The organism is Tolypothrix campylonemoides VB511288_2 (assembly GCF_045999855.1).
In the GTDB taxonomy this organism is placed as follows: domain Bacteria; phylum Cyanobacteriota; class Cyanobacteriia; order Cyanobacteriales; family Nostocaceae; genus Scytonema; species Scytonema bouteillei_A.
In genome coordinates this window covers 625,850-650,629 of the sequence record NZ_JBFPMW010000001.1, presented here as the reverse complement: position 1 = coordinate 650,629, position 24,780 = coordinate 625,850, and the positions used below count along the sequence as shown (strand labels likewise).

The following is a 24,780-nucleotide window of genomic DNA, read 5'->3' as shown; positions in this document are numbered from 1 at the left end:
CGGAACTCTCTGGAGGGTAAAGGATGGAAGAAAAAGCGAATGCTGGTTTGTAGCAAACCAGATAGGGGCTGAAACATCACTCCTGACCGAAAGGAAAAGCAGACTTCTTCTGGGTCTTATACGAAGGAAACTAAACAAAGGAATCTAATCTAAGGACAAGTTAGATGATGTCAGAACTGACTTCAAACGGACTGAAGAAACAGCTAGTAAACTGGAACCATATTAATTGGAAAAAAGTTAATAAAGCTGTCAGAAACCTACGGCAAAGAATCTTTCGTGCGAGTCAGCTTGGGGACTTCCGTAAGCTGAGAAACTTACAGAAGTTGATGCAAAGAAGCTACGCCAACTTACTATTATCTGTTCGACGCATCACCCAGACAAATCTTGGAAAAGCAACGGCAGGAATTGACAAGGAAATCGTCAACACCCCAGAGCAACGGGTGATTCTGGTAAACAATTGGCAAGGGGGAAACCTTAAACCAACACGAAGGGTAGAAATACCTAAGCCTAACGGCAAGTTTCGACCGCTCGGCATCCCGACCGTGCGCGACAGAATCGAACAGGCAATGGTTTTGAACGCACTCGAACCCGAATGGGAAGCCGTATTTGAACAAAACAGTTATGGCTTCCGACCGGGAAGAAGCTGTCAAGACGCAATAGAACAAAGCTTCAACTTGCTTTCAAGATGGCACAATTGGGTTCTAGAAGCTGACATCAAGGGATTCTTCGACAACATTGCCCATGAGTCCATTCTGAACATGGTGAGCAACTTCCCAAAACGGGAACTCATCAAAGGATGGTTAAAAGCGGGTTTTGTGTTCCAAGGACATCTTCACCTCACAGAACAAGGCACACCACAGGGAGGAGTCATCTCACCCTTACTTGCCAATATTGGGCTGCATGGCTTAGAAACCTATATAAAAGCCACCAACCCAAAATTTGGCGTGGTGCGATATGCCGACGATTTCATCGTCACGGCAAAAGACAAGGAAAGTCTCGAAACTGCCCAAAACCTGATTCAAGCATGGATGTCGAAGAGAGGTCTTGAATTGAGCGCTGAGAAGACGGTAATCACGTCAATGGAAGAGGGCTTCGATTTCCTGGGGTTCAACTCCCGGCACTACGATGGAAAACTCCTGATTAAGCCGTCAAAAAAGAAGGTGTTAACCTTCTGCAAGCGGATTGGTAAGGAAATCAAAAACCTGAATGGTGTAGAACAGGAAGTTCTTATTTACAAGCTTAATCCAATTCTCAGAGGTTTTGCTAACTATTACAAAGCGGTAGTCAGCAAGGAAACTTTTGGCTATATCTCACACCGAGTATGGCAATACCTTTGGCGTTGGGCAAAGCGTAGACACCCCAATAAAAACTCAAAATGGGTACGCTGGCGTTACTTTAAGACCATTAAAGGTAACAAGTGGGTATTTGCTTGTACAACAAGTGACCGACAAGGTAAGGATAAAGAACTTGTCCTATATCAAATCGCGTATACGCCTATCGAACGCCACATAAAAGTCAAAGGCGACGCTAGTCCCGATGACCCCTCCTTAAAAGAGTACTGGAGAAAACGCCACCAAAAATTTGGGAAATCTCGCTTTGAGAAGGGTTCCAAATTATATAAGATAGCAGAAAACCAAAACTGGATTTGTCCAGAATGTGGCGAACCATTATTCAATGGAGAGGAAATCGAAACCCATCACATAGTACCTGTTGCAGAAGGTGGAACAGACGACGTGGGAAACCTCCAGCACCTGCACAAAGCGTGCCATAAACAGGTACACAAAACCCCAGTGAAAACTCGTTTGAAGTAAGGCTTGAGCCGTATGAGTGCGAAAGTCTCATGTACGGTTCTTAGGGGAGGGGAGAGCGGTAACGCTCAAACCTTACCCGACAGATTACCTGGTGCGATGGTAATTGCCAGTTGTTCGTATTCTCTTTTATTAAAAAACTTTACAATTGGTTGGATAGCGATACGGCTTAAGCCGTTACTTGCTTTAGCGGGTATCGCGGATAACGTGAATTAGAGATTGTCAAGCGTGAAAGTTTTGAGGATTTTTGAGGAGAAAATGATTGTTCACTTTTACTAAATCACTTGTGCAGCAAATTGGTAAATGTTCACAAAAGATAGATTTTAAGAATTAAATGGAATGATTTAGGAATGTTATCTTTAGCACTTAAGACCAACAACTCCGTTGATGTACCCTTTCATAAAGATAGTATTCATGAGAAGATAGTAAAGTATCCAGTTCTTAACTTTAAATGAATATGAGCATCGCCGACTTGTTATCGACCTTGAAAAAGCTGTCTCGTGCAGACAAACTGAAAGTGATGCAGTTTTTAGTGCAAGAAATGGCTACTGAAGAAGAAATATTATCGCTGCAACCAGGTGAAACTTATCATGTATGGTCGCCATACAACTCTCATGAGGCTGCTCAAAAATTAGCAACACTGCTAGAGTCAGACAAACAAACAAGCGATGCTTAATTCCCAAAGGTTCCCCTTTGTTGAAGGTCGTGATATGTTTGGGGACGCCGATTTCGTCCCACAATTACCTTTGATACTAGGTTATCGAAATTCAACCGTAGAAGTATCAGCTTTGCTAGACACAGGAGCTAGCGTCAATGTTTTACCATATAACCTTGGTATTCAGTTAGGAGCCGTTTGGGAAGAGTTAACAACCACAGTACAACTAGCCGGAAATTTAGCACCCGTCGAAGCAAGGGGGTTGCTTTTGTTAGCTAGAGTTGGGACTTTTGCACCAGTCAGATTGGTGTTTGCATGGAGCCGAACGGATGATGTACCGTTATTACTAGGGCGCATGAATTTTTTCTTGGAATTTGATGTCTGCTTTTATCGCTCCCAAATGATATTTGAATTGCGTCCAAAAACGGCAGTATAGCCTTTATGCTTAATGGCTTATCGCCTCTCTGTGATTGACTCCCAAGGTCGTGCAATTGGCACCAGGGCAGACATCCTCAACCGCGCTAACCTTGGTATGGAAGTGATGCACGAGTGCAACGCTCACAACTTCCCTCTCGGCTTAGCTTCTGCTGAAGTAGCTCCTGTTGCGCTCGGCGCTCCTGCTATCAACAACTTTTTGTTCGGTACTCATAGTAAAACTCCTTTGGAAATCATATAGTAATATTGCTCTTTAGGCTACGGTCGAAGCTGTTACAGAGTGGTCGTGGTCGGTGCTGGTAGCGACTGGCAATCATGCTTCAATTTCCCGTGCCATTTTTGCCGCATTGCTCCGATACATGGCGATCGTGTCCTGACCGACGGGCAAATGCACCGGCGGATGTTCTGTATTGGCGAGTTGAATCATCACAGAGGCAAACTTTTTCGGATCTCCGGGTTGATGCCCGTGTAGCGCCGAGGCTCCGGTAATAAACCATACTTTCTGCGTTTTCATCTTGTGTCCTTGTTTTAGGTGTTGTGTAAATTGTTGGCTTTAGCTCTTTCGGTGAGTGCATGACTGCGGCACTGATGGCGAGTCGCTTCATGAGCGAAAAATCTGTTACTTTTGGCTATTTTTGATCCTTAAGCGATTGATATCAGGTCCGGCTAAATGCCCATAATCAAACTTTCTCCCTTGTCCCCGTGTCTCCGGGTCTGTGCAACTATGGGTATGCAACTGGACATGATGTCATGTCCCGTTACCGTCCGGGAAGCCGCACCTTCACCTCTTGGAGCACCCAACCGTTGCCGTCTGGATCGCTGAATGAGGCATAGGAGGCATAGTCGCGACGTTTCGGATCGGGACCACTTAAGCGTCCTTCAGTTCCGGCATGGTGGAATATCCCTCCGATGTCGTGGAACACCTCACTCACCTCGACACCCCGATCCACCAATTCGGCACGGGCTGCGGAGATGTCGTAAACTATGAGGTACAAACCTTGAACTGAACCGGGCGCGGCGAAGGTAATTCCTTTACCGAAGATGATTGAGGCTTCCGAACCGCTCGGGGTCAACTGCACCACCCGGAAGTCCTCACTGGTGACAAAGTCAGCATCGAGTCGCCATCCTAACGTTTCATAGAAGTGCTTGGAGCGATCCACATCAGCAACGGGCAATACTATAACTTCGAGTTTCATGTTTTGAGTGTTTACTTGATTGCTGTTCATCTTGTTCTCCTTGAAATTGGTGAAAAGTGTTGCTCACCTCGATTAACTTCATTCTTCCGCGAGCACTCAATTTAGACCACTCAAGTTCTTTGAGTTAAAATGCGATTTAATTGTTATTTACTTGAGGAACGCCACCACTCGTGTGCCAGTGGGACAGTGGCGATTGGGATCTCGCTTTACTGTGCCTTCTACAATTTTTGTACGCTCGCGGAAGAAATACGGTGAACTATGCCGCGTCGGTTCAAAAATTTTTTGGCCAAATCTGGAATGGTGGAATTTGATGTTGTAGTTCCTAATAGATAAACAAAACCTCGGTCAACTGAAGGCAGGTAAATACCAGCAAAGACAGTGAAACTTCAATTGATTTATATTTAAATGAACTTTTTATACTAATCCAGACCGCACTGCTTAAAAAGTGGTGCGGTCTTATAATTTATGGCATGGATGTTGCAGAGTGCGATCTGTGCGCTCGTACAGTAAGTAGCGCGGCGATCGCACTCGAAGAAGCGGAAGACAGGGGCGCAATATGCACTCTTTCCAGACAAACAGCACGGCTCTAAGGAATTTTTCTTTCAAGCTTCTTCTAAAATCCTCTTGATACGCCGTTTTTAGTTCAGCTGTTGTAATGTCCCAGTCCGGTCGGCATTTCCTGAGAAGCGCACGCAGGTCCTGGCGCAGCTCTTCGAGAGTGGGTCGCCCGAAGAACCAGTAGCCCATGTAGATCTTATAAATGACCAGACCCGGTTCGAGGACAATCGTGTAGGGGATCGTGGGATTGTGGAGAGGATCGCTGTATTCAGCAATATCGAGGTCTTTTTGGATTTTGCGTCCCGCGTCGGAGAGGAAGGGCCAGTGGGCTCCAACGCCACTGCGATATTCATTTGTCTCGGTGATGTTGTCGTTTCTGACACCCCAGGCAGGTATCATTAACTGAGCAGCATTGCAACCTTTTTTATCAGCTTTAAGTTGTAAGTACTTGACGAGTAAACTCTTCCCTATCAGTAAAGTGTTCAAAAATACGATCCATCTTAGTCAGTTCAAACAACATTCTGACTTGATCGTTCATGGAGCATATATAAAATTTGGCGTTACCACTTCGGACAACTTTCATAACTGATATTAAAGCACCTAAACCCGAGCTATCTATAAAGCTCACATTTGATAGATCGAGCAATACAATATCAGTTTTATCAGTCATAATATCTTGGACTTCACGGCGTAGTTCATTACTGCTACTACGGTTTAAAATACCGTAAGGTTGAAGGACTTTAACAATAGAATTCATACTCTTATTACTCATTTATGTTTTGTGTAGCAAGATTCATTTTTGAATCACTAAAATTTGAGATTATATTTTGGCATTATTTTAGTAAATTCTGCAATATTTATCAGTTATGTTTCTGATTTTGGTTGCCAGAAAGATGCACGTATAACAGACCATAAAAGTGATAAATTATAAACAGCCCAAACACTATTTAGTAGATAAAGCCAAGGATGATTGAGATGACCTGTAGCAAAGCGAGCAAGACACCAAAATATTCCTAGTATAGTGAGAGAAAAGATAATCAATTGAGGTAAAACAAGACTTAAATAAATTCCTGATTGTCTTTGTTTTGGCGTGACTTGGAATTTAATAGGTCTTCCTGAAAATACACTCCATACAGCTTGAATCAATAGAGGAAACAGTGCTATTGCGTACTGTTCTGAACGCCAGACTTCACTAGCTGAAATACCCCAAGTAGCAGCCAATAATGTTAAACGATTGACAACAAAAGCAGGAAAAAAGTGAAGGGAGAAATCAATACCATAAGTTTTAACTGGAACAACTTCTGTGAAGAAATAAATAATTGGGCAAGAAATAAAAACAAGAGTAGCAAAACCAGAAAAGTAGCTGTACATAGTTTTAAAATAGTGTAACCGTTGCCAAAATGTTAGTCCTGGTTTTGTAAGTGGGTTTTCTCTCAAAAGTACTTGAATAGTACCTTGAGCCCAACGTAGACGTTGTTTTAGCGTAGAACTTAAATCATCTGGTGCCAAACCTTCTGCCAATAGTTCATTATGATAAACTGATTTCCAACCAGCCGCATGAAGGCGCATGGCGGTATTCATATCTTCTGTAATACTGTTACTAGATAAACCTCCAACTAATTCAAATTCATTTAAACGTTTTTCATCTTTGGCAAACTCATCAGCAAAATTTTGGAGCCCAACACTAATCAGTGCTTCACGCCTCAATACTGCATTTGTTCCTGTGTAAAAAGCAGAATTCATACCATCTTTACCTTGTTGGATTGGTCCATAAAATAAATTGGCTTGATGTCCAAATGGATCGCCTGGAGGAAGGTTATAAAAATCTTGGCGAGTCTGCACAAAAGCAATTCGATTTTGTTCGTATTTTCCTGTAAAAACATTGTAGGTATAAAAATATGGCAAAACCCGTTTTAGAAATTGAGGTTTAGGAATATGGTCAGCATCAAGGGTCAAAATAAATTCGCCTGTAGTTTCTCCAGAAAAAATGGCGTAATTTAAGTTTCCGGCTTTAGCATGATGAGGTACTCCTTCTGGTTTAGGGCGAGCAATGTAGCGAAAACGAGTAAGTTCAACTAACTCCAATTCTTTTTGATGAATGTTTTGTTCTAGGATTTGATGTTCGGTGATGAGATGTTCGTTTAAGGTTTTTGTGCGATCGCTCGAATTTAACCATAGAATAAACTGTCGCAGATTCTCTAAAAACGTAGTGGTTGTTCGATCGGCACTTTGAGCCTGTTCTGCTGATAAATCTTGTAGCCAATGTTCAGCTGCTTGAACATTGGGTGTAAGGTCTTCGAGTTGTTTAAGACGATTTAACAAACAAGAGAGTTCTGTATCAATCCGTTCCGCCTCCTGCTGTAAGAGTGGCGATTGCAAATCCTCTAAGCAGAGCCTTTCCGCCATAGCCCGCATCGCTGGTGAGTTTCCATCATCCAGTACGTAAACCCGTAGTTTTGTTGGTAGGTAATCTATTGCTAAAGCCGCCTTAGCTGTCTTTTCAACAATTTCCGGAGGCTCGTTGTAACACGTTATGAATACATCTACATTTGGCAAATGAGAAGTGGGGATGAGTGGTTTCATGCGCTCAAGAGACTTAACCTCTCGAACTATAGGACGCCACAGCCCAATCACAAACATCACTCCACCGAAATAGCTATAAATTTCTGCTAACAACAAAGGAACAGAAAGCCACAGCGCATCAAAGTTAATGGAATGGGTGATGCGCCATTGCAAATACCAAGCACCTAAAATGAGATTAATTTCTGCTAAATAACGAAATAGCAGGGTTCTTTTTCTCAACTTTGAGCGGCTGTTTCCAGAGAAGGAGAATGAATTGTCAAAAGAAGAAACTGAAGCCATTATTGCACCTGAAATAAAATTAAAAAACTAGAGGACGTTCGCCTCTTGCTTGGTAGAGCAAACTTTCTAGAACAACCGCATTTGTATTAACATTAACAGAGGCATTCACCCCAAGAGTTTTATTTTCGTATTGTCCCGAAAAGTAGCCACGTTTTTTGTCGGTTAAATTCTGAACAAAATCTCGTAATATTTTTGTGTAGGGGTCTTTTGGCATTAAAGCAAACCAAGAAAAGGCGGCTTTAGTGCTAAGAAACCGCAATTGAGAATAAACTTTACCCCTAGTGTTTGCAACATTCCAAGCTTGGTCGTTAGCGTAAACACTGTAATAGAGAAAGTAGGGTGGACGATCTAAAGAATCTTCATTAACAGCCGTTAAGATCCCAGTACGTTTAAACCTTTGTACTTGCACTTGCAAGAGATTCCGGACTTGAGGCTGAATAGTATCTGACCAGCCCAATTCTAACCCCCAAAGTAAATAAGGGTCATTTGTCAAGTAGTTTGTAGCCCCAGAATTTTTAAAATTGCGTTGGTCTACTTGTAAGGAAATTCCATCTATTTCAACCGTCTTAACTGGTGGATTGTAGATAGCATTTGGGGCGTTAATATTCCATAGCTTTAAACTCAAAGCAGCATATTGTTCATAACCAAAGCGTCCTTCTTGCACCTCCAAAATTTGTTCGCCTGTTCCTGTAATGGCACCATTTAACCAACCATCCTTGACAAGTTTAAACAGATTCCAACTAGCAACAATTCGGTTTATGCGATCGCGATATTCAGGGTAATGAGTCCGTAAAACGTGCAATCCCAACAAAAATCTTGCCATATCCAACACTGACCAACCACTTCTACCCTTAGGGTCTGGTTTGTCATTAAGTTGACGCATTTGAGCAGTATGGGTACTGTACGCTTTATTAGGCAACCCAGTTGTAGGAAGTGGTAAATTTTCTAATGTCCGCAGCAAAGTATTGACGCGCTGTTGAAACACGTCTTGCGGCACTAACCCCAACTGTCTAGCCGCATGAATTCCCAAGATAGCGCTACCTTGATCCCACCAAGTCGTCCAGGGTAAGTTGTCCACAGAATTCACCAAACCCGTTTGAGGATTCCAATTTCTCTCAAAATACTTCCAAGCTTGTCGGGCAGCTTCAATATCAGCTGCATGAGTAAGTTTTAGAGGTAACTTTTTTTGAGAAGACAACGGAATAGGTTCAGCAACCGATGGTTGCGATCTTAGGGGTGTAGGGGTGTAGGGGTGTAGGGGTGTAAGGGGTTCAGAAACCGCTGGTTGTGGTCGTGTTGGTGGAATTAGGGGTGTAGGGGGTTCAGAAGACGATGATGAGTTAGAGCCAGGGTTAAAATTATCAGGAGCAGCAATAATAAACTTCTTCTCCTTCACAACATCACTCATCTTCTTCTCTTCTTCTTTTGTGTCTTTAGCGCCTTGCCTGCGGTACCCTACGGAAGTGTGGTTCCTGAAATCAAGCATTTTGGAGTCAGAACGAGCGTAAAAAGAGGGGATAGTAGAGTGAGATCCGATCGCAGCATCTTGCCCCACTCCTGTTGTTACATACAGCGTTGATTGCAGAATCACATTGATTACCCCTACCATGAGCACTTGTATAATCCCCCTGTCCTACAAACTCAGTATTCCCAAGATAAAGGTCTAAATATCAATCTAAACTCAGGTTTGTTTGTAGAGAACTACGAACCTAAACCAACTTCTGAAACCCAATAACTTTCAGAACCATTAGAAATCCATTTCGCTTTTTGCGTAGCGCTACTTGGTAAACCCCGACCAGAATTTCCCTTAACAACAGCTTGCCACCAAGGAGAGTTTATAGATGTCAAAGGACGGATAAGAGGCTGTCGATTTGTAACTGCATATAGTAAAGATTCGAGAACCATACTATTGGTACTACCCGTAAAACCAACAGCTGTTTTACCTGTGGCTTCATAAAAGCCTTCATAAAAACCTGTAAGGGGGTTATATAAGTCAGTGACTCCTCGCAATAATTCTTGAGCATAACTATCTTGTGGGAATAACGCGTAGTAAGCAAAAGCCAGAGCTGTACTTACCACTCGTCCCTTTGCAACAGGTTGACCGTCATCCCCCAAAGCTACCCAAGCATTTCCCTTCCCAACAATGGTGCTGTGAACAGTGTAGGGCTTACGGTCAATGAGAGTGGTACCTGCTGCGGTAAGGGTGTTAGTGCGACGGTAGCGTTCGGCTTGAGCTTTGAGAATTGGCTGCAAGAGTGCTTGCATTTGCGGATCTATACCAAACTCTAAACCATAAAGTAAGAACGGATTGCTCACAGTATATTGGTTTGCGTTGGAATTTGTATTCGATCGCTTGCGCTGAATAGGCACTTTTACTCCTTCCACCAAAGCGGTTTGATATTCACCCCCAACAGCAGACTGACCTACATTAAAGCCCCATAATTGAAAAGCACGAGCGGCATATTCCTCGTAACCCAAGCGGGTTTCTGGATTGACTCTTGTCAGTACTCGTCCATTGTTATCTTTCGTAGTTGTAGCACTAGAGAGAACACCATCCCGCACCACTCGCAAGTACGACCAATCCAAAACAATTCTATCTACAACTTCTGTATACTCCGGGTAATAACTTTTTAAGTTATACAGTGCTGCTAAAATCCGTCCTACATCTAAAGAAGACCAGCCCGTTCCTTGTGGAACAGGATTTCCACCATAATCAACTGGTTCTAAAGTGCGAGTATCATAACCGCGATTTGGTAACTCTCCTGCAAAAAGAGACAACTTGGTCAAAGCACCCAAAAGATGCCTGGTACGCCGATCGAATTCTTGAGCAGAAATGATGTCCAGGGTTCGCGCTGCATGGAGTGCTGTAAGATAATCTCCCAAACCCCATAAAGTTATGCCTTTAAAATCGCTGCGATCGTCTACTAACCCACTCTTTGAGTGATAATTGGCTTGAAAGTAATGCCATGCAGCTTCTGCGTAGCGCCGTTCAACAAGAGTCAGAGGTCGAACAAGTTTGATTTTGGAGGATGGCGCTTTACGGCTGACAGGTGGAATAGGCGCAACAGTAACCTCTACAATTTTTGGAGTGGTCGCAGCACTGCTTGTTGGCGTTGTTGTTTGAGATGGGGCGCTAGTAACAGAGGAAGTATTACCACTGGGCTGTGGAGCTGCTACGTTAGTAGAACTAGAACCAATTAAAGGACGGTTTCCCCTGGCTTTGTAGTACAAAATTTCCAAAATAAGCCCATTAGTATTACCAGTCAAAGCTTTATTTGGTTGCTTTGTTTCTTCATAAATACCTGCATAGTAACCATTGTTATCTGGACTGCGGAGGTCTTTTAGAGCATCAAAAACTTTTTGAGCATAGGCATTATCTGGGAAAAGATAGCGCCAACCGAAAGCCGCCTTGGTGCTAATGCTGCGTAATTGAGGATACGGTTGATTTGTATCTGTAATAGTTGCCCAAGATACACCATTGGCATAAACCGTGTTATAGAGAAAATAAGGCTCCCGGTCAATATTGTCTTCTGTCACAGCCGTCAGCTGACCGATGGCTTCATAGCGCCGCTTTTGCACCTCTAACACCCTAGCCGCATAATCAGCTAACTCTCCTTGTAAGCCAAACTCAATTCCATCTAATATATATGACTCACTAACAATGTAATTATTAGCGTTAGTAGTCTGAAAGTCACGAGTATCAACTGGAATTTGGATACCGTTAATTTCTACTAACTTAAAAGGTTTTAAATCGATCGCCTTAGGTACTTTAAAGCCCCATAGTTCAAAACCTCTAGCAGCATACTCCTCATAGCCCAATCTTCCCTCTTGTACTAAAAGTGTACTATTATCGGGAAGCACTAAGGCTCCCTGCATTCGTTCGTCTTTGATTGCTTTTCCTAATTGCCACTTAGCTAAAATTCCCTCGATCCAATCTCCATATTGAGGGTGACAAGTGCGAATCACATCAAATGCTGCCAGTATGCGACCAATATCTAACGCTGACCAACCAATACCCCTTTCAATAGGATTGTTGCCATAATCAACCAACTGTCCAGTAGCTACGTTATAGACTTTATTTGGTAAAGCATCGTCAAATAGCTTTAAATTGCCGATGGTGGTTAAAAACTTATTCAAGCGGGTGTCAAAGTCTTTTTGGTCAGTTAAATTTAACCATCGTGCCGCATTAAGCGCCATTAAGTAATTCCCTATATCCCAAAGTGTACCTGAGGGATAACCGCCAGTCGAATTGGTAAATCCTGTTGTTGGCTGGTAGTTGGTGACAAAATATTGCCAAGCAGCACGAGCGTAGGTTTGTTCTTCTGGTGTAAGAGGTGCTGTTATGATGCTACAGCTGTTGGAATTCCCAGGAACCATTGGATTTTGGCTAAAAGTTGGAGTCGGGAAATAGAACCAACATTGCGTCAAAACTCCAATCAGGAATAGCGCAATCCATCTCAACAGTTTTTGTTTGTGAAACTTGCTAAATATATTGAGTAACATTGTGCAATTAAGGGGTTGAATTGGAAGATAAATGCAGCGGTTCTACTCCAGCCCAAACAGTCAATGGCTGCCCTACTTTTTTATAAAGTAAGCTTTCAAGAATTACACCATTATTATTAGCAGTTAGGGCTTTATTCGGTTGATTTAGAGACTCATAAAAACCGTTGTACCAACCATCTTTGGACTTGAGATTTGCTTGAACAAAATCAAATAACTGTTGTGTATAAGTAGTGTTGTAAAGTATGTGCCAGCCTATAGCTGCTTTAGTACTAAGGAAGCGCAAATCGTTGTGCTTTTGCCGGGTATCTGTGATAGTCGCCCAAGGTTCTCCGTTGACAAACAAACCACTATAAACAAAGTAGGGAGGACGATCCAAATTGTCTTCTGTAACAGCAGTTAGCTGTTTTGTAGCTTGATAGCGAGCTTCTTGAGCAGCTAAAATTCTGTCAGCATAGGCTTTTGGCAAAGCTTGAAATCCGGTTTCAATACCATCTAATATATATGGTTCGCTAAGAACGTAGTTATTCGCGCCTGAGGTTTTATAGTCCCGTTGGTCGTAGGGAACTCCTTGTCCGTAAAGATTAACAAAGGCAGTATGGGACTGATAATCCAAAGCTTTTTTGACATTTAAGCCCCATAATTTTAGACCGTAAGCTGCATAATTCTCGTAGCCCAAACGACCTTCTTGGTTGTATTGCTCTTTACCTTGAAGAATCGAAGTGCCGTACATTTGACCGTTTTTAGTGAGGCGTTTGACTTGCCAATACCTCCAGACAGCTTCTGTTTGCGATCGCAATTGTGGATATTTTGTCCCAACAATCTTAAGCCATATTGCCATCCGCCCCAAGTCTAGGGCTGACCAACCAATTTCTTCCCGTTTTTCCAGTTGACCGTAATTAACGGGTATAAGTGTTTTTGCGTTATAAACTTTATTAGGAAATTCTTTATTATACAAAGGCATCGTTGCTAGAGTTTTTAACATTGTGCTCATCTTGGCTTCAAATTCTTTTGTAGAGATAATGTTAAGCTCTCTAGCACTAACCACAGCCGCTATTGCTGCAGCTTGATCCCACATGGTAACTGAAGGAAAGCTATCGACGGAATTTACCAAACCAGTTTTCTCATTCCAGTTGCGCTGAAAGTACACCCAAGCTTGACGGGCAATGACCTCCTCTTCCTGAGTCAATTTTCCACCGCTAGAAGCCACATATATTTTGTTCGTTATTAATTGGTTAGAACTAATAGCTTGACCGGGCAAAACTACCGACTTTGCATCTAGTTCGGCGACTGTTACAGCCCGATTCGTGGGGGACGTTGTTTTAGATGTTAGGCTTTCAGGTTGCTGTATGGAAGCAGTTGTAGAAAAATGTTTAGACAAAGCATTGAGCCCAGCGATCGCAATAACAGCCGTGACAACTCCACCCACTAAAGATAGCATTGACCAACCCTTTGGTGGCGGTTCAAAATCAGAGTTCATATATAGTCAAGTCTCATCATATATATTTTTGTTATAAATATTCTTCCCAAATTTAGAATGAAACTAACACTAAGTAAGTGGGCAATACTACTCGGATAAGCGAAGATTAAAAACCCGGTTTCTCAGACCTTTACCAATGACAAAGGACAATTGACAAAGGACGATCGCTATAAGTTAACTTTATTTGTGCCGACCTACTTAAAATTTAAACCGCACCTGTCCTGTCAAGGAGTTACCACTGTAGGAATTTTCCCCCGTATCTCGACTTCGGACATTGCTAAAGTCATAACCTAGGTCAGCCTCTATATTTTTCGATAGTTTTGCTGTACAACGAGCTTGATAATTATTAGCGATGTCAAACTCTCCTTTCAGTCTTTGTTGTCCTAAACTCGCAGCCAGCCGACAGCGCAGGAATTCAAAAATATCTCCTTCCCAAGCGACCTCAGCGTTGTACACTAAAAAATCTGGAGGAGAAAAGTAACCACTTGTGCTTTCTAAATCGTTTGTGTAATTCCAAGTGAACAAGTTAGCAGCAACAGAGAATTGGCCAATTTTGCGTTCTAGCCTACTAAAAGACTGTACTTCAAAGTTGTTATCATTGTAGGTTCCTAAATGCAATGTAGAGAAAAAACTGGTGTTACGGTTAATTTGCCAATATATGCTGGGACCGAAACGTAAAGCAGTAATATGATTATCTAACGTTATGGCGTTAAACTTATAAGGAGCATATTCTACATCACCAGAAATGGACACACCGGATAGCAGTTTGCCTGAAGAAGAGACTTTCATCCCAATGGGAGCCTCCACTTTAGCCTTAAAATTTGGAGCTAGGGATAAACGGTTAAACCAATCTACACCTGCTGCTGTTTGGAGTGTTAAATCTCCAACTTTTCCCTCCCATCCAATTTGGAAGGGAACATTAGTAATTGATTCTACTTTGGCATTTTCAAAGTAATTAATACCTGTCTTAAACCATATTTTATTTCCATCACGCAATTGAAATTGTGCTGTTGGTTCGATAAATAAGTTTTCTTGACCAAAGTTATCGGTATGACGACGAAAGTCGGTTTGGATGCTTTTTAAAACAGCAATTGGTTTGGTGGGTTGTGTAGATGTTGCTGGTGGGCTTGTTCTCTTTGGGGGTTTGGGTATAGGTGGTGGAGGTGGAGGTGGTAATTGCAAACCAGGATTAAAATTTTCAGGTGCAGCTAGTACTCTAGAACTACTGCATAAAGTCAAAATACCTACACTCCCAATAGCTAGCAATTGAAGTTGCAAACATCCGACAGTGACCCTAACAAACAAATCATGTGAAAAAATAGCAATATTACGTTTTATAGTTCTTTTCATTAGTTATAAGTACTACTAGGTGCAAGATATAAGGTACTTTGTCTTATAATGCCCAACATATTGGCATAAGTATCTAGAAGAATATAATGAAATGAAAAATAGGGCTTGTAAAAAACCTAGTTTCTTAAAAAAATCGGATTTTTCAAAAACGCATAATTATTCAAACGTATATTTACGGTATTACAAGATCGAACCAGATTTGATTCTCGATTTTAACCGTAAAAATACGCTAACAATTTATAGTAAAAATGCCATAAATTAAATTTATCTAAATATTGATAGTAGGTAAAAATAAAAGATGTAAAACATCTAGATTCCGTTTCAATACTTATCGATTAATAATAGTCGAGGTGCCATAAACCCGGTATCTCCAAGATACCGGGTTTCTCTTGCATCGCTTAACCAAACAGTATTAGATTCCGTTCGTAATTGCGCTTTAGCGCTAAAGCGCAACTACAAACAAATAATGATTACTTAATTCAACCAAAACCACCCTTTTTAAGGGGGATTTAGGGAAATATTGAATATGATTGCTACTGATGAAAGGACTTTTCAAACATCCTCTAACTATTTAGTAAAACTGTAACTAAGGACAAAGATTGAAGATGAAAGCACCATTACCTGACAACGAGGCACAAAGAATTGAGGCACTTTTACAGTATAAAATCCTTGATACTCCAGCTGAAGCTGCTTTTGATGACCTTACTAATTTGGCGTCCTATATCTGTGGAACTCCTATTGCCTTAATCAGCTTAATTGACACTAACCGTCAATGGTTTAAATCAAAAGTTGGTCTAGAAGCACTACAAACACCCCGTGACATTGCATTCTGCGGTCACAGCATTTTACAACCTGATGTTTTTGTTGTTCCTGATGCTACACTTGACCAACGCTTCGCTGACAACCCATTGGTTACCTCTGATCCTAATATTCGCTTTTATGCTGGTGTTTCTCTCATTAATCCTGAAAGACAAGCGCTAGGAACATTGTGTGTGATTGACCGAGTCCCAAGGAACCTTTCTCCTGAACAAATAGAAGCACTCAGAATTTTAGGTCGCCACGTTATTAAGTTACTGGAACTGCGCCGCAATTTGACTAGCTTAGCACTTGCTACTCGCGAACACAATAAGGAACAGAAGGGACGCCGACAATTTTTCAAAAGGATTGCAGGAGGGTTTGGGTTAGCTTCAGTCATTTTAGTCCTGATTGGCGTAGTCTCATATCAAGAAACGCAAATCTTTATTAAAACTAGTCATCAGGTTATCAAGATTCAAGACAAAATTAATATCTTGGAAGAATTATTTTCTGCACTCAAGGATGCTGAAACTGGACAACGGGGTTATCTTCTGACGGGAAAAACAACTTATTTAAAACCTTATGAATCAGCATTAGGAACAGTCAATGAAAAAATAGAGAAGTTGAAAAATTCCAGTTTAGAAAATCCCCAGCAACAGAAGCAGTTAAAAATACTTGAATCTTTGATATCAGCAAAACTAGCCGAATTACAGCAAACAATTGACTTGCGGCAACAAAAGGGGGTTGACTCAGCATTACAGATTGTTCGGACAGATATAGGCAAAAATCTTATGGATGAACTCCGTAAAGTTGTCCTAGAGATAAAAAATGAGAAAAAGAAGCAGCTTGAACAACAGTCAGAAGTAGTGAGACACACTGCACACAGAACACTTCTAACACTGACGCTTGCTATTAGTTTGACTGTTATCATTCTTGCGGTGCTTTACTACCATATCTACTGCGAGATAATGGAGAGAAAGAGGACAGAAGAATCATTGCATACAGAACGGAATTTTATCTCCGCAGTCCTAGATACAGCCAGTGCTTTAGTCTTAGTTTTAGACATCCAAGGTCGAATTATTCGCTTCAACCAAGCATGCGAACAAATTACAGGTTATTCTTTTAGTGAAGTTAGAGGTAGATATTTCCAAAATCTATTTATTCTTCCTGAAGAGGAAGAAAGAATACAAGAATATATTAAACATCTCCTATCCGGTCAAGGTGTTACAAATTGCGAAAATCATTGGATAACTAAAACTGGTGAAAAACGGCTAATTTCTTGGGCTAACACTGTACTGAAAGACAAACAGGGTGAGATAGAATATATTATTGCCACTGGTATTGATATCACCGATCGCAAGCAAGCTGAAGAAAAGCTCAAACGCCAGAACTTGCGATCGCAACTATTTACCGAAATCACTCTTAAAATTCGCCAATCCCTACAAATCGAAGACATTCTCAAAACCACAGTTTGTGAGGTGCAAAAAATCCTGAATAGCGATCGCGTCCTCATCTACCAACCTTTTGTCGATTCACTGGAACACTCAGTTACCGAAGCATTAGTTTCTAGCTGTTTGCCAATCAAAGGGCAAAAAGTTGCGGAAATTTATTTTCAAGTGGAATACCAACTACAGTATTGCCTACAGCAATACCGTCATAGCAGAATTTCTACTATTCCAAATGTAGAATTGCTTGAACACCAACAAAGTCATATAGAATTACTGCAACAGTTTGGGGTTAAAGCAAATTTTGTTGTTCCTATTCTTGTCAAAGAAGAACTTAGTGGATTACTCATTGTCCATCAATGTACGAGTTCCCGCCAGTGGTCAAGCTTTGAAACCCGACTGCTGCGTGAAATAGCTGACCAAGTTGGTATAGCTTTAGCTCAAGCCCAATTGCTAGAAGCAGAAACTCACCAGCGACAAGAACTTGAAATTGCCCGTCATCAAGCCGAGTTAGCATCTCTTGCCAAAAGTTCTTTTTTAGCAAACATGAGTCATGAAATCCGCACTCCCATGAATGCTGTGCTGGGAATGACCGGATTACTGTTAGAAACACCTTTGACCAGAGAACAACAGGATTTTGTTGAAACAATTCGTATCAGTGGAGACGCATTATTAACGTTAATTAACGAGATTTTGGATTTATCAAAACTAGAGGCAGGGGAGATGACTTTAGAAACTCTAAACTTCGATTTATCTACTTGTATAGAAGAAGTGTTGGAATTACTTGCCCCTCAAGCACATCATAAGGGATTAGAAATTGCAGCGTTAATTTATCGCAATGTCCCCACTTTTCTTCAAGGAGACGCCAGTCGTTTGCGCCAAATTCTCATGAATTTGATAGGAAACGCTATCAAGTTTACTAGTATTGGGGAAGTTGTAGTGCAAGCTGAATTGCAAGCTGAATCTTCAACTACAGCAACTCTTTTATTTAGCATCAGAGATACTGGTATTGGAATTTTACCAGAAGACCAACACAGATTGTTTGCACCATTTTCTCAAGTAGATGCTTCCACGACTCGCAAATATGGTGGTACGGGTTTGGGACTAGCCATATGCAAGCAGTTGGTTGATTTGATGGGAGGAGAAATTGGGGTAGAAAGCCAACTAGGAGTAGGGTCTAAGTTTTGGTTTAAGATTCCTTTTGTCAAGCAAATCCAACCTGTTTGTTCCAAACAAGATTACAACGTTTTAACTTATCGTCGCGCCTTAGTGGTGGATGACAACGCAACCAATCGCAAAATTATCCACCATCAAGCCCTTCGTTGGGGAATGCAGGTTGATGAAGCGGCTTGTGCAACTGATGCCCTTAAAGCTTTACGGAAAGCTTCTTTGGAAAACAAATCCTATGATATTGCTTTTATTGATATGCAAATGCCCGAAATAGACGGGATGTCTTTGGGTAAACAAATTAAAGCAGATTCTGCGATCGCTGATATACCTTTGATTATGCTGACTTCTACAAATCAACGGGAAGAGGTACAACGGGCGCTCAAAATAGGTTTTGCTGCTTATCTGGTGAAACCTGTTAAGTCTTCCCGATTGCTTGATACTATGATGACCATTCTAGGAACCACGACTGAGCTAAATTGTTCAATCACAAATGATATTAAAAATCCACCTGTTTCTCAAAACCTTCAACATATCGCTTGCGCTCAAAAATTCGATTTAAGAATTCTCCTTGCAGAGGATAATCTAGTCAATCAAAAAGTAGCCCTGACACAACTCAAGAACTTAGGTTATATTGCCGATGTAGCCGCAAATGGACAAGAAGTTTTAGAGCTATTGAGAACTATTCCTTATGATTTAATTCTTATGGATTGCCAAATGCCAGTTCTTGATGGTTTGGAAGCTACAAGAGAAATTCATAGATGGCAAGAAAGTATATTTACAAATGGTCGTCGCCCTGTCGTGATTGCTATGACAGCGAATGCTATGAAAGAAGACCAAAAAATGTGTCTTGATGCAGGTATGGATGACTATTTAAGCAAACCAGTGAAAAAAGAACAATTGGCAGCTATGTTACATAAATGGCATGAAATTATACACACACAAAAAATCATTACATCTGAAGATAAAGCTGCTACTACAGATAGAGATTTACATAACCAATTGATTGATTGGAAACACTTACATCAGTTATCGGAAAATGACCCAGAGTTTGAATTAGAACTATTACAGATGTTTATTGAAGATAGCCGAACTCATTTAGAGACTACTAAAGTAGCTATTGCAGATCGTGATTGTCAACAAATTGCTAGAGAAGCCCATCATTTAAAAGGTGGTAGTGGCAATGTGGGTGCGCTCGCTATGCAGCAAGCCGCAGAGAAATTAGAGGAATGTGCCCGTTTTCAAGAGTTTGCAGAAGCGAGCCAGGTAGTTGATGAATTAGAAAAGTGTGTTTGCCTTATTCAAGAGTTTTTAAATCAGTGAACAGAGAAAACTTAATAATACTTACGCATTAATAAACAGTAACGATTATCTGCTGTAGGTTCATATCTTAATTCATCTGCCAGCGCTGCCATAATTCTTAAACCTCGTCCGCGTTCTTCGTCATTTTCTTCTAATTCGGTTGTTTCTTGCAATTTCTGCTCCAAATCAAAAGGTTGACCATATGACACAATACGAATCTCAATATTTTTTTCTGAGCGCACAACCTCTATCTCAATGGGAGTTTCCGGGGATAAATTTTTATGGGCGTGCTCCACAATATTAATCAATCCCTCTATCAAAAGAGTTTGGCACTGCCACCAGATTCGGGTATCGAGAAAAGATGGTTGGTTTATCGTATCAAACCATGATAAGACTTGGGCGTAATCGGTTATACCTGTATAAGTTTTTAGAAAAAATTTACTATTCACACTTTTACCAATAAAATATCCTTAAATATATCAAAATTTCTAAAATAATATGGATATTCTTCTTGTGTCTAACTAATAAAAACTTTGAATTGTCATCAGAAAAAATACTGAATATTGATAATTTTTTGAAAAAACTATGTTTAAAATACTCATAATAGATGATGACCCTATTGTACGGATGGTGCTGAAAAAAGCACTCTACAATCAAGGTTATGATGTGACTGTAGCTAGCAGTGGAAAGGAAGGCATTGTACTAGCACAACAAGAACTTCCCGCATTGATTATTTGTGATTGGATAATGTCAGGACTGGATGGATTGGAAGTTTGTCGTCAAATTAAAGCAAATCCAGAACTGACAACAACTTTTTTTATTCTATTGACTGCAAAGGGAGCTTCTCCGGGCGAAGAGAGCGATCGAGTGCAGGGACTGGATGCTGGTGCAGACGAGTTTGTGTCTAAACCCATTGAGATGAATGAATTAAAAGCACGGGTACGCGCAGGACTGAGGATACACCAACTCTATCAAGATTTACACAACCAAAAGAAAGCTTTAGAGATACTCAATCAAAATTTGCATACCCAAAAGCAAATTTTAGAAACAGAGCTGGCGCAAGCGGCTGATTATGTGCGATCGCTTCTTCCTTCCCCTCTTGTTGGTAAAGTTTCTATAGAATCGCTGTTTCTGCCTTCAGTACAGCTAGGTGGTGATTGCTTTGACTATTATTGGATTGACGATGAGAACCTTGCCATTTATTTACTGGACGTGTCGGGACATGGTGTAGGTTCAGCCCTGTTATCTGTGTCAGTGCTCAATGTCATACGTTCTTCCATATATACTCCAACACTAAAATCAGTTACCTTGTGTAGTGAATCTGCTTTTCATTTAAGCACATCACAGTCCCTACCAAAAACGAATTTGTTTCAACCCAGTCAAGTTCTGAGTACACTCAATCAAGCTTTTCAAATGAGCAACCACAGTGAGAAGTACTTTACAATTTGGTACGGAGTATACAACCGCTCTCAACGTCAACTTGTTTATGCGAATGCAGGACATCCACCTGCAATATTGTTATCTGGAACAGACATTCAGGTGAGAAAGCTAGATGCTTTTGGATTCCCCATAGGTTTTTTATCAGATGCAGACTATGAAGATATCACTATAGAAATTCCGAAAAATAGTACTTTATATTTATTTAGTGATGGTGCCTATGAAATTCTACAAGCAAACGAAAAAATTTGGGGTTTAAATGCTTTCATTGATGTCTTAATGAACTGTACTCAAACAAACACTCACCATCTCAAGCAAATCTTGGCAGAAATTATGTCTGTCAATACCAAGTCAACCTTGGATGATGATTTATCTTTATTAAAAGTTAATTTTTGATTTACAACAGTTTTCACCTAAATGAACTACATCCCTTGTAAGGGAGCAAGGCTGCTGCGCCCCTACAGCTGTTGTCTATTTACCTGAAAATGGCTGTAAAAATATGCAACAGGTTGTGTAATGTATATAGCCTTCTTTTTTTTCAATTATGTCCATCATGAAGGCATAACGAGTAGGTGTCTCAATACTATTGAGTAAACCTTGCAATACACTTGCACAAATTAGGAGCCAAATACTGATTGTTCCTGTTAAAGTAAGAATTGCTAAAGTTAATGAGAGAATCATCATGAGAAATTGTGCAGTAATAAGAATATTACGTCGATGAAACTGCTCTATCCAAATACCAGCTAAAGGGCTAACTATTAAATTAGGAACCTGACTTAGAAAACGAATTAAGCCTAGTAAAGCTACTGATTCTGTCTGAGAATAAACTAGCCATGCACAGGTAGTTTCTGTTATAAAACTACCAATCATAGATAAACTATGACCACTAAAAAATAGACGGTAATTTCTAGACTTAAAAGATTGCAAACTCTGGGTCACGCTCATGTTGACTAGCTGCCTCTCATGTTGATACCGATTTTTTGTCAAACTTTAATATCTGGAATTTTACTAAAAGCCAATCAATTTACCGTACTTTAGTATAAAAGTACTATTTGTGTCAATGTACTCAACCCAGATAATTAACGTAGGGTATGCAAACCCTGGCACGTCCGTCTTTTAAAAAATCCCCAGTTTCATCATCATGAGCCTTCTGATTTCAATTATGGACATACAAATGATGTCTTGGTATATCCCAGTGACGTTTCAATCCCTAATAAGGATTCGTATCAATTGCAACATATTTGTTAGCGGATACTTAGATTTGCCCATGTTTCAATCCCTAATAGGGATTCGTATCAATTGCAACCTTTGCACTTCTCTCTCGTTCCATCTTGCTAGTTCGTTTCAATCCCTAATAGGGATTCGTATCAATTGCAACCTTCGAGCGTTCAAAGTTTATGAAGTGGTTGAACAGTTTCAATCCCTAATAGGGATTCGTATCAATTGCAACCTTGAATTATTTTATCGCTATTGGGAAGGGGAAATATGTTTCAATCCCTAATAGGGATTCGTATCAATTGCAACTCAAACCTTTCTGTTTGTCGTGATAACTGCAATAAGTTTCAATCCCTAATAGGGATTCGTATCAATTGCAACCACCACTTATTAATTTTGCGCCTTTGCTGGGGCTGAGGTTTCAATCCCTAATAGGGATTCGTATCAATTGCAACGCGGATTGTGATCGCACTCTAAGCTCTAAAAAGAAGTTTCAATCCCTAATAGGGATTCGTATCAATTGCAACGGAATCTATGGGATTGTCAGGTAGAGGAAGAAGAGTTTCAATCCCTAATAGGGATTCGTATCAATTGCAACTTGCATCAATCCATGTCCTCGCAGGCTTCAATTTGTTTCAATCCCTAATAGGGATTCGTATCAATTGCAACCTGTTGTGCTTGGGATTGAATTGAGTTAGGCAGTGAGGTTTCAATCCCTAATAGGGATTCGTATCAATTGCAACATGCCAAGCGAGTAAACTTTGGCATCCTTTACATGGCGTTTCAATCCCTAATAGGGATTCGTATCAATTGCAACATTGAAGAGTTGGGTTTAATCAAAATAGCACCTGCCCGTTTCAATCCCTAATAGGGATTCGTATCAATTGCAACATGCTTGCCGCAGAAAGTTCAAAGCTCAGGGAAAAGTTTCAATCCCTAATAGGGATTCGTATCAATTGCAACGCTGGCTTTTGAAAGGGTTTGTGTATTTGGTTTTCAAGGTACGGTAGCGCGGATGTGTTTATGGTAACACGATTGAGACTGGTAGTGTCAAGAGAAAATGGCTGTAACCTTTACCTAGTGGAGAGCGCGGATGGGTAGTCAGAAAAATTTGGCTGTAACCCTGACGTACTCTGGCATGGAAGGTCTTTTTTGAGTTAAGCGTTTTTGAACACCTACCCACCCGCGTTTTTTAAAACATTTGTACTATCATAAATTCATCTGACTTCTCAATTGTACTCAACATTAGATGGGCGCGACCGCGATAAGCACATCTAAGGCTTGCGCCTTCATGCGATAAGCGCTCTTTCAGCTTGCGCTAAGAGCGATCGCACTTCAGCGACGAAGTCTTCAAATTTGAACACTTCGTTAGCTCTGCGGCGGTACATCTTCAAAGAATCTCTAAAACACTAGTATACTACACGACGAAAGTTTTTCGACAGTTTTGGATACCTGTAGAGGCGTTATGTGTAACATCTCTACTGATGGATTATTTCTGTCGCGTTGTACTAGAGCAAACAGTATTTGTTGCACAACTCTCAAAAAAAATAGCAAATAATTGATATATCATTCTATTTTCCCAACTGTGCTAATTAATAAAAAATTGATTTTGGTACTGTTTTTTTGAAAATTAAGCAGTTATTGAACGCGATCGCGTAGGGTAATATCATGTAAAAATCCACTGTACAAATAACAGCACAGATAGAAATTGTGATTATATCAATCAATTTATGCAATTTTCTTCGTTCTATTCTGGGATCATCAATGCTGCTAAAATGTTCAGCTATTGTCATCTTAGGTTTTAGTTTCATAACATTAATTATTAGGTCAATACCGCTCTTGTGTTGGCAGAAACACTTTTGGCTCTCCTAGACTAGGTATAAAAAATTAATAGTTGATATCGGGTTAAATCCTTACCTAGTAAGGGATTCAAGAGGAACAAAGCATATTTTTATTAAATCAAAGATTTAATTTGAAGAAAACCTTGTTATATCAACTGTTTTAGCTGTTTTTTAGTGTTAATTTATCAACCGAAGTCTGGGAGAGCCACACTTTTTCCCCTTTTTTATGTCTTTTTGTCAAGTACAATTTATACAAAATAAAGTGCGTTTACCCTGCTACTTATTTTACAAACCTTGAAGGCTACCAGCTTAATTCCTCTTTAAATAAGGGAATTACCACCCCAACTGCTTAATGATTTCATCGGCAAGATACAAAACATTGAACGGCTTGAAGATGACTCCAGCAATGTTGAAAGGGCACAATTCTAGCCGATCGTCTGATAGGTCGGTTGCAGTGAACAAAATCACTGGGATCGACTGCGTGATTGGGTTGGTCTTTAAAGTTTGCAGCAGAGCCAGCCCCTCCCCATCCAGATTGAGATCCAGCAAAATCACGTCAGGATGCTGCCCTTTTGCTTGCTCTAGTCCCGCTTCTACAGACTCAGATGTTAGAACCGTCCAACCCTTTAGTCGTTCTAGCGTAACTTTAACAATGCGGCTTAGTTCAGGTTCGTCGTCAACAACAAGAATGCATCGATCGCCATAAGAAGAGGGCATTATATTTAGGGTTACTC

At 40.6% G+C, this 24,780-nt stretch carries 18 protein-coding genes, 2 pseudogenes and 1 CRISPR repeat array; of the genes and pseudogenes, 7 read left to right on the top strand and 13 right to left on the bottom strand.

The window, feature by feature from the left end:
- Positions 1-164: 164 nt before the first annotated feature.
- The 5 genes and pseudogenes from ltrA to AB0756_RS02785 form a co-directional block, all read left to right on the top strand.
- Entirely contained in the window at positions 165-1,811 is a 1,647-nt protein-coding gene (ltrA, locus tag AB0756_RS02805) for a group II intron reverse transcriptase/maturase (protein ID WP_038082281.1), read from the top strand.
- A gap of 12 nt (positions 1,812-1,823) precedes the next feature.
- Positions 1,824-2,024: a hypothetical protein gene (locus AB0756_RS02800; protein ID WP_038092787.1), complete on the top strand. Its 201-nt coding sequence runs from the start codon at positions 1,824-1,826 to the stop codon at positions 2,022-2,024.
- A gap of 241 nt (positions 2,025-2,265) precedes the next feature.
- Complete coding sequence (locus tag AB0756_RS02795; RefSeq protein WP_038092790.1) at positions 2,266-2,484, top strand: hypothetical protein; 219 nt, start codon at positions 2,266-2,268, stop codon at positions 2,482-2,484.
- Complete coding sequence (locus tag AB0756_RS02790; RefSeq protein ID WP_038092793.1) at positions 2,477-2,899, top strand: pepsin/retropepsin-like aspartic protease family protein; 423 nt, start codon at positions 2,477-2,479, stop codon at positions 2,897-2,899. Before AB0756_RS02795 ends, AB0756_RS02790 begins: the two co-directional genes overlap by 8 nt.
- Before the next feature lie 18 nt (positions 2,900-2,917).
- Positions 2,918-3,139 (top strand): annotated as a pseudogene (locus tag AB0756_RS02785) (hypothetical protein); the annotation flags it as partial.
- A 72-nt stretch (positions 3,140-3,211) separates the two neighbouring features.
- Here the strand turns inward: AB0756_RS02785 and AB0756_RS02780 are convergent.
- The 9 genes from AB0756_RS02780 to AB0756_RS02740 all read right to left on the bottom strand — a co-directional run bounded on the left by AB0756_RS02780 (position 3,212) and on the right by AB0756_RS02740 (position 14,844).
- Positions 3,212-3,412, bottom strand: a complete 201-nt coding sequence (locus AB0756_RS02780; protein WP_038092799.1) for a hypothetical protein — start codon at positions 3,410-3,412, stop codon at positions 3,212-3,214.
- 244 nt (positions 3,413-3,656) lie between these two features.
- Positions 3,657-4,124 (bottom strand): VOC family protein, encoded by a 468-nt coding sequence (locus tag AB0756_RS02775; RefSeq protein ID WP_038090993.1) that lies wholly within the window; start codon positions 4,122-4,124, stop codon positions 3,657-3,659.
- Between the two features lie 426 nt (positions 4,125-4,550).
- Positions 4,551-5,138 carry a hypothetical protein gene (locus tag AB0756_RS02770; RefSeq protein ID WP_202048685.1) on the bottom strand — a complete coding sequence of 196 codons (588 nt, stop codon included), beginning with the start codon at positions 5,136-5,138 and terminating at the stop codon, positions 4,551-4,553.
- Entirely contained in the window at positions 5,086-5,409 is a 324-nt protein-coding gene (locus AB0756_RS02765) for an STAS domain-containing protein (protein ID WP_038092821.1), read from the bottom strand. Before AB0756_RS02765 ends, AB0756_RS02770 begins: the two co-directional genes overlap by 53 nt.
- 107 nt (positions 5,410-5,516) lie before the next feature.
- The gene (locus tag AB0756_RS02760; RefSeq protein ID WP_038092804.1) at positions 5,517-7,514 is read right to left on the bottom strand and encodes a glycosyltransferase family 2 protein; all 1,998 of its coding nucleotides are present in this window, start codon (positions 7,512-7,514) and stop codon (positions 5,517-5,519) included.
- Positions 7,515-7,533: 19 nt separating this feature from the next.
- Positions 7,534-9,105, bottom strand: a complete 1,572-nt coding sequence (locus AB0756_RS02755; RefSeq protein WP_202048686.1) for a DUF3131 domain-containing protein — start codon at positions 9,103-9,105, stop codon at positions 7,534-7,536.
- A 110-nt stretch (positions 9,106-9,215) separates the two neighbouring features.
- A complete protein-coding gene (locus tag AB0756_RS02750) occupies positions 9,216-12,017 on the bottom strand; it encodes a DUF3131 domain-containing protein (RefSeq protein WP_038092806.1) in 2,802 nt (933 codons plus the stop codon).
- Positions 12,018-12,024: 7 nt separating this feature from the next.
- On the bottom strand, positions 12,025-13,494 hold the full coding sequence (locus tag AB0756_RS02745; RefSeq protein WP_202048687.1) for a DUF3131 domain-containing protein: 1,470 nt from the start codon (positions 13,492-13,494) through the stop codon (positions 12,025-12,027).
- 198 nt (positions 13,495-13,692) lie between these two features.
- On the bottom strand, positions 13,693-14,844 hold the full coding sequence (locus AB0756_RS02740; RefSeq protein WP_038092808.1) for a hypothetical protein: 1,152 nt from the start codon (positions 14,842-14,844) through the stop codon (positions 13,693-13,695).
- A gap of 605 nt (positions 14,845-15,449) precedes the next feature.
- Between AB0756_RS02740 and AB0756_RS02735 the strand changes: the two genes are divergently transcribed.
- Positions 15,450-19,574, top strand: a complete 4,125-nt coding sequence (locus tag AB0756_RS02735; protein ID WP_038092810.1) for a response regulator — start codon at positions 15,450-15,452, stop codon at positions 19,572-19,574.
- An 11-nt stretch (positions 19,575-19,585) separates the two neighbouring features.
- Here AB0756_RS02735 and AB0756_RS02730 read toward each other — a convergent pair whose 3' ends face one another.
- Complete coding sequence (locus tag AB0756_RS02730) at positions 19,586-20,002, bottom strand: ATP-binding protein (protein WP_038092812.1); 417 nt, start codon at positions 20,000-20,002, stop codon at positions 19,586-19,588.
- A gap of 136 nt (positions 20,003-20,138) precedes the next feature.
- Between AB0756_RS02730 and AB0756_RS02725 the strand changes: the two genes are divergently transcribed.
- Entirely contained in the window at positions 20,139-21,386 is a 1,248-nt protein-coding gene (locus tag AB0756_RS02725) for a PP2C family protein-serine/threonine phosphatase (protein WP_038092815.1), read from the top strand.
- A 75-nt stretch (positions 21,387-21,461) separates the two neighbouring features.
- Here the strand turns inward: AB0756_RS02725 and AB0756_RS02720 are convergent, their stop codons facing one another.
- The 3 genes and pseudogenes from AB0756_RS02720 to AB0756_RS02710 all read right to left on the bottom strand — a co-directional run bounded on the left by AB0756_RS02720 (position 21,462) and on the right by AB0756_RS02710 (position 24,763).
- Positions 21,462-21,935 carry an MFS transporter gene (locus tag AB0756_RS02720; RefSeq protein ID WP_038092817.1) on the bottom strand — a complete coding sequence of 158 codons (474 nt, stop codon included), beginning with the start codon at positions 21,933-21,935 and terminating at the stop codon, positions 21,462-21,464.
- A gap of 255 nt (positions 21,936-22,190) precedes the next feature.
- A CRISPR array of direct repeats spans positions 22,191-23,168; the repeat unit is 37 nt; unit sequence GTTTCAATCCCTAATAGGGATTCGTATCAATTGCAAC.
- A 704-nt stretch (positions 23,169-23,872) separates the two neighbouring features.
- Positions 23,873-24,016: pseudogene (locus AB0756_RS02715) on the bottom strand (transposase family protein); the annotation flags it as partial.
- A gap of 363 nt (positions 24,017-24,379) precedes the next feature.
- On the bottom strand, positions 24,380-24,763 hold the full coding sequence (locus AB0756_RS02710) for a response regulator (protein WP_038114552.1): 384 nt from the start codon (positions 24,761-24,763) through the stop codon (positions 24,380-24,382).
- Positions 24,764-24,780 lie beyond the last annotated feature (17 nt).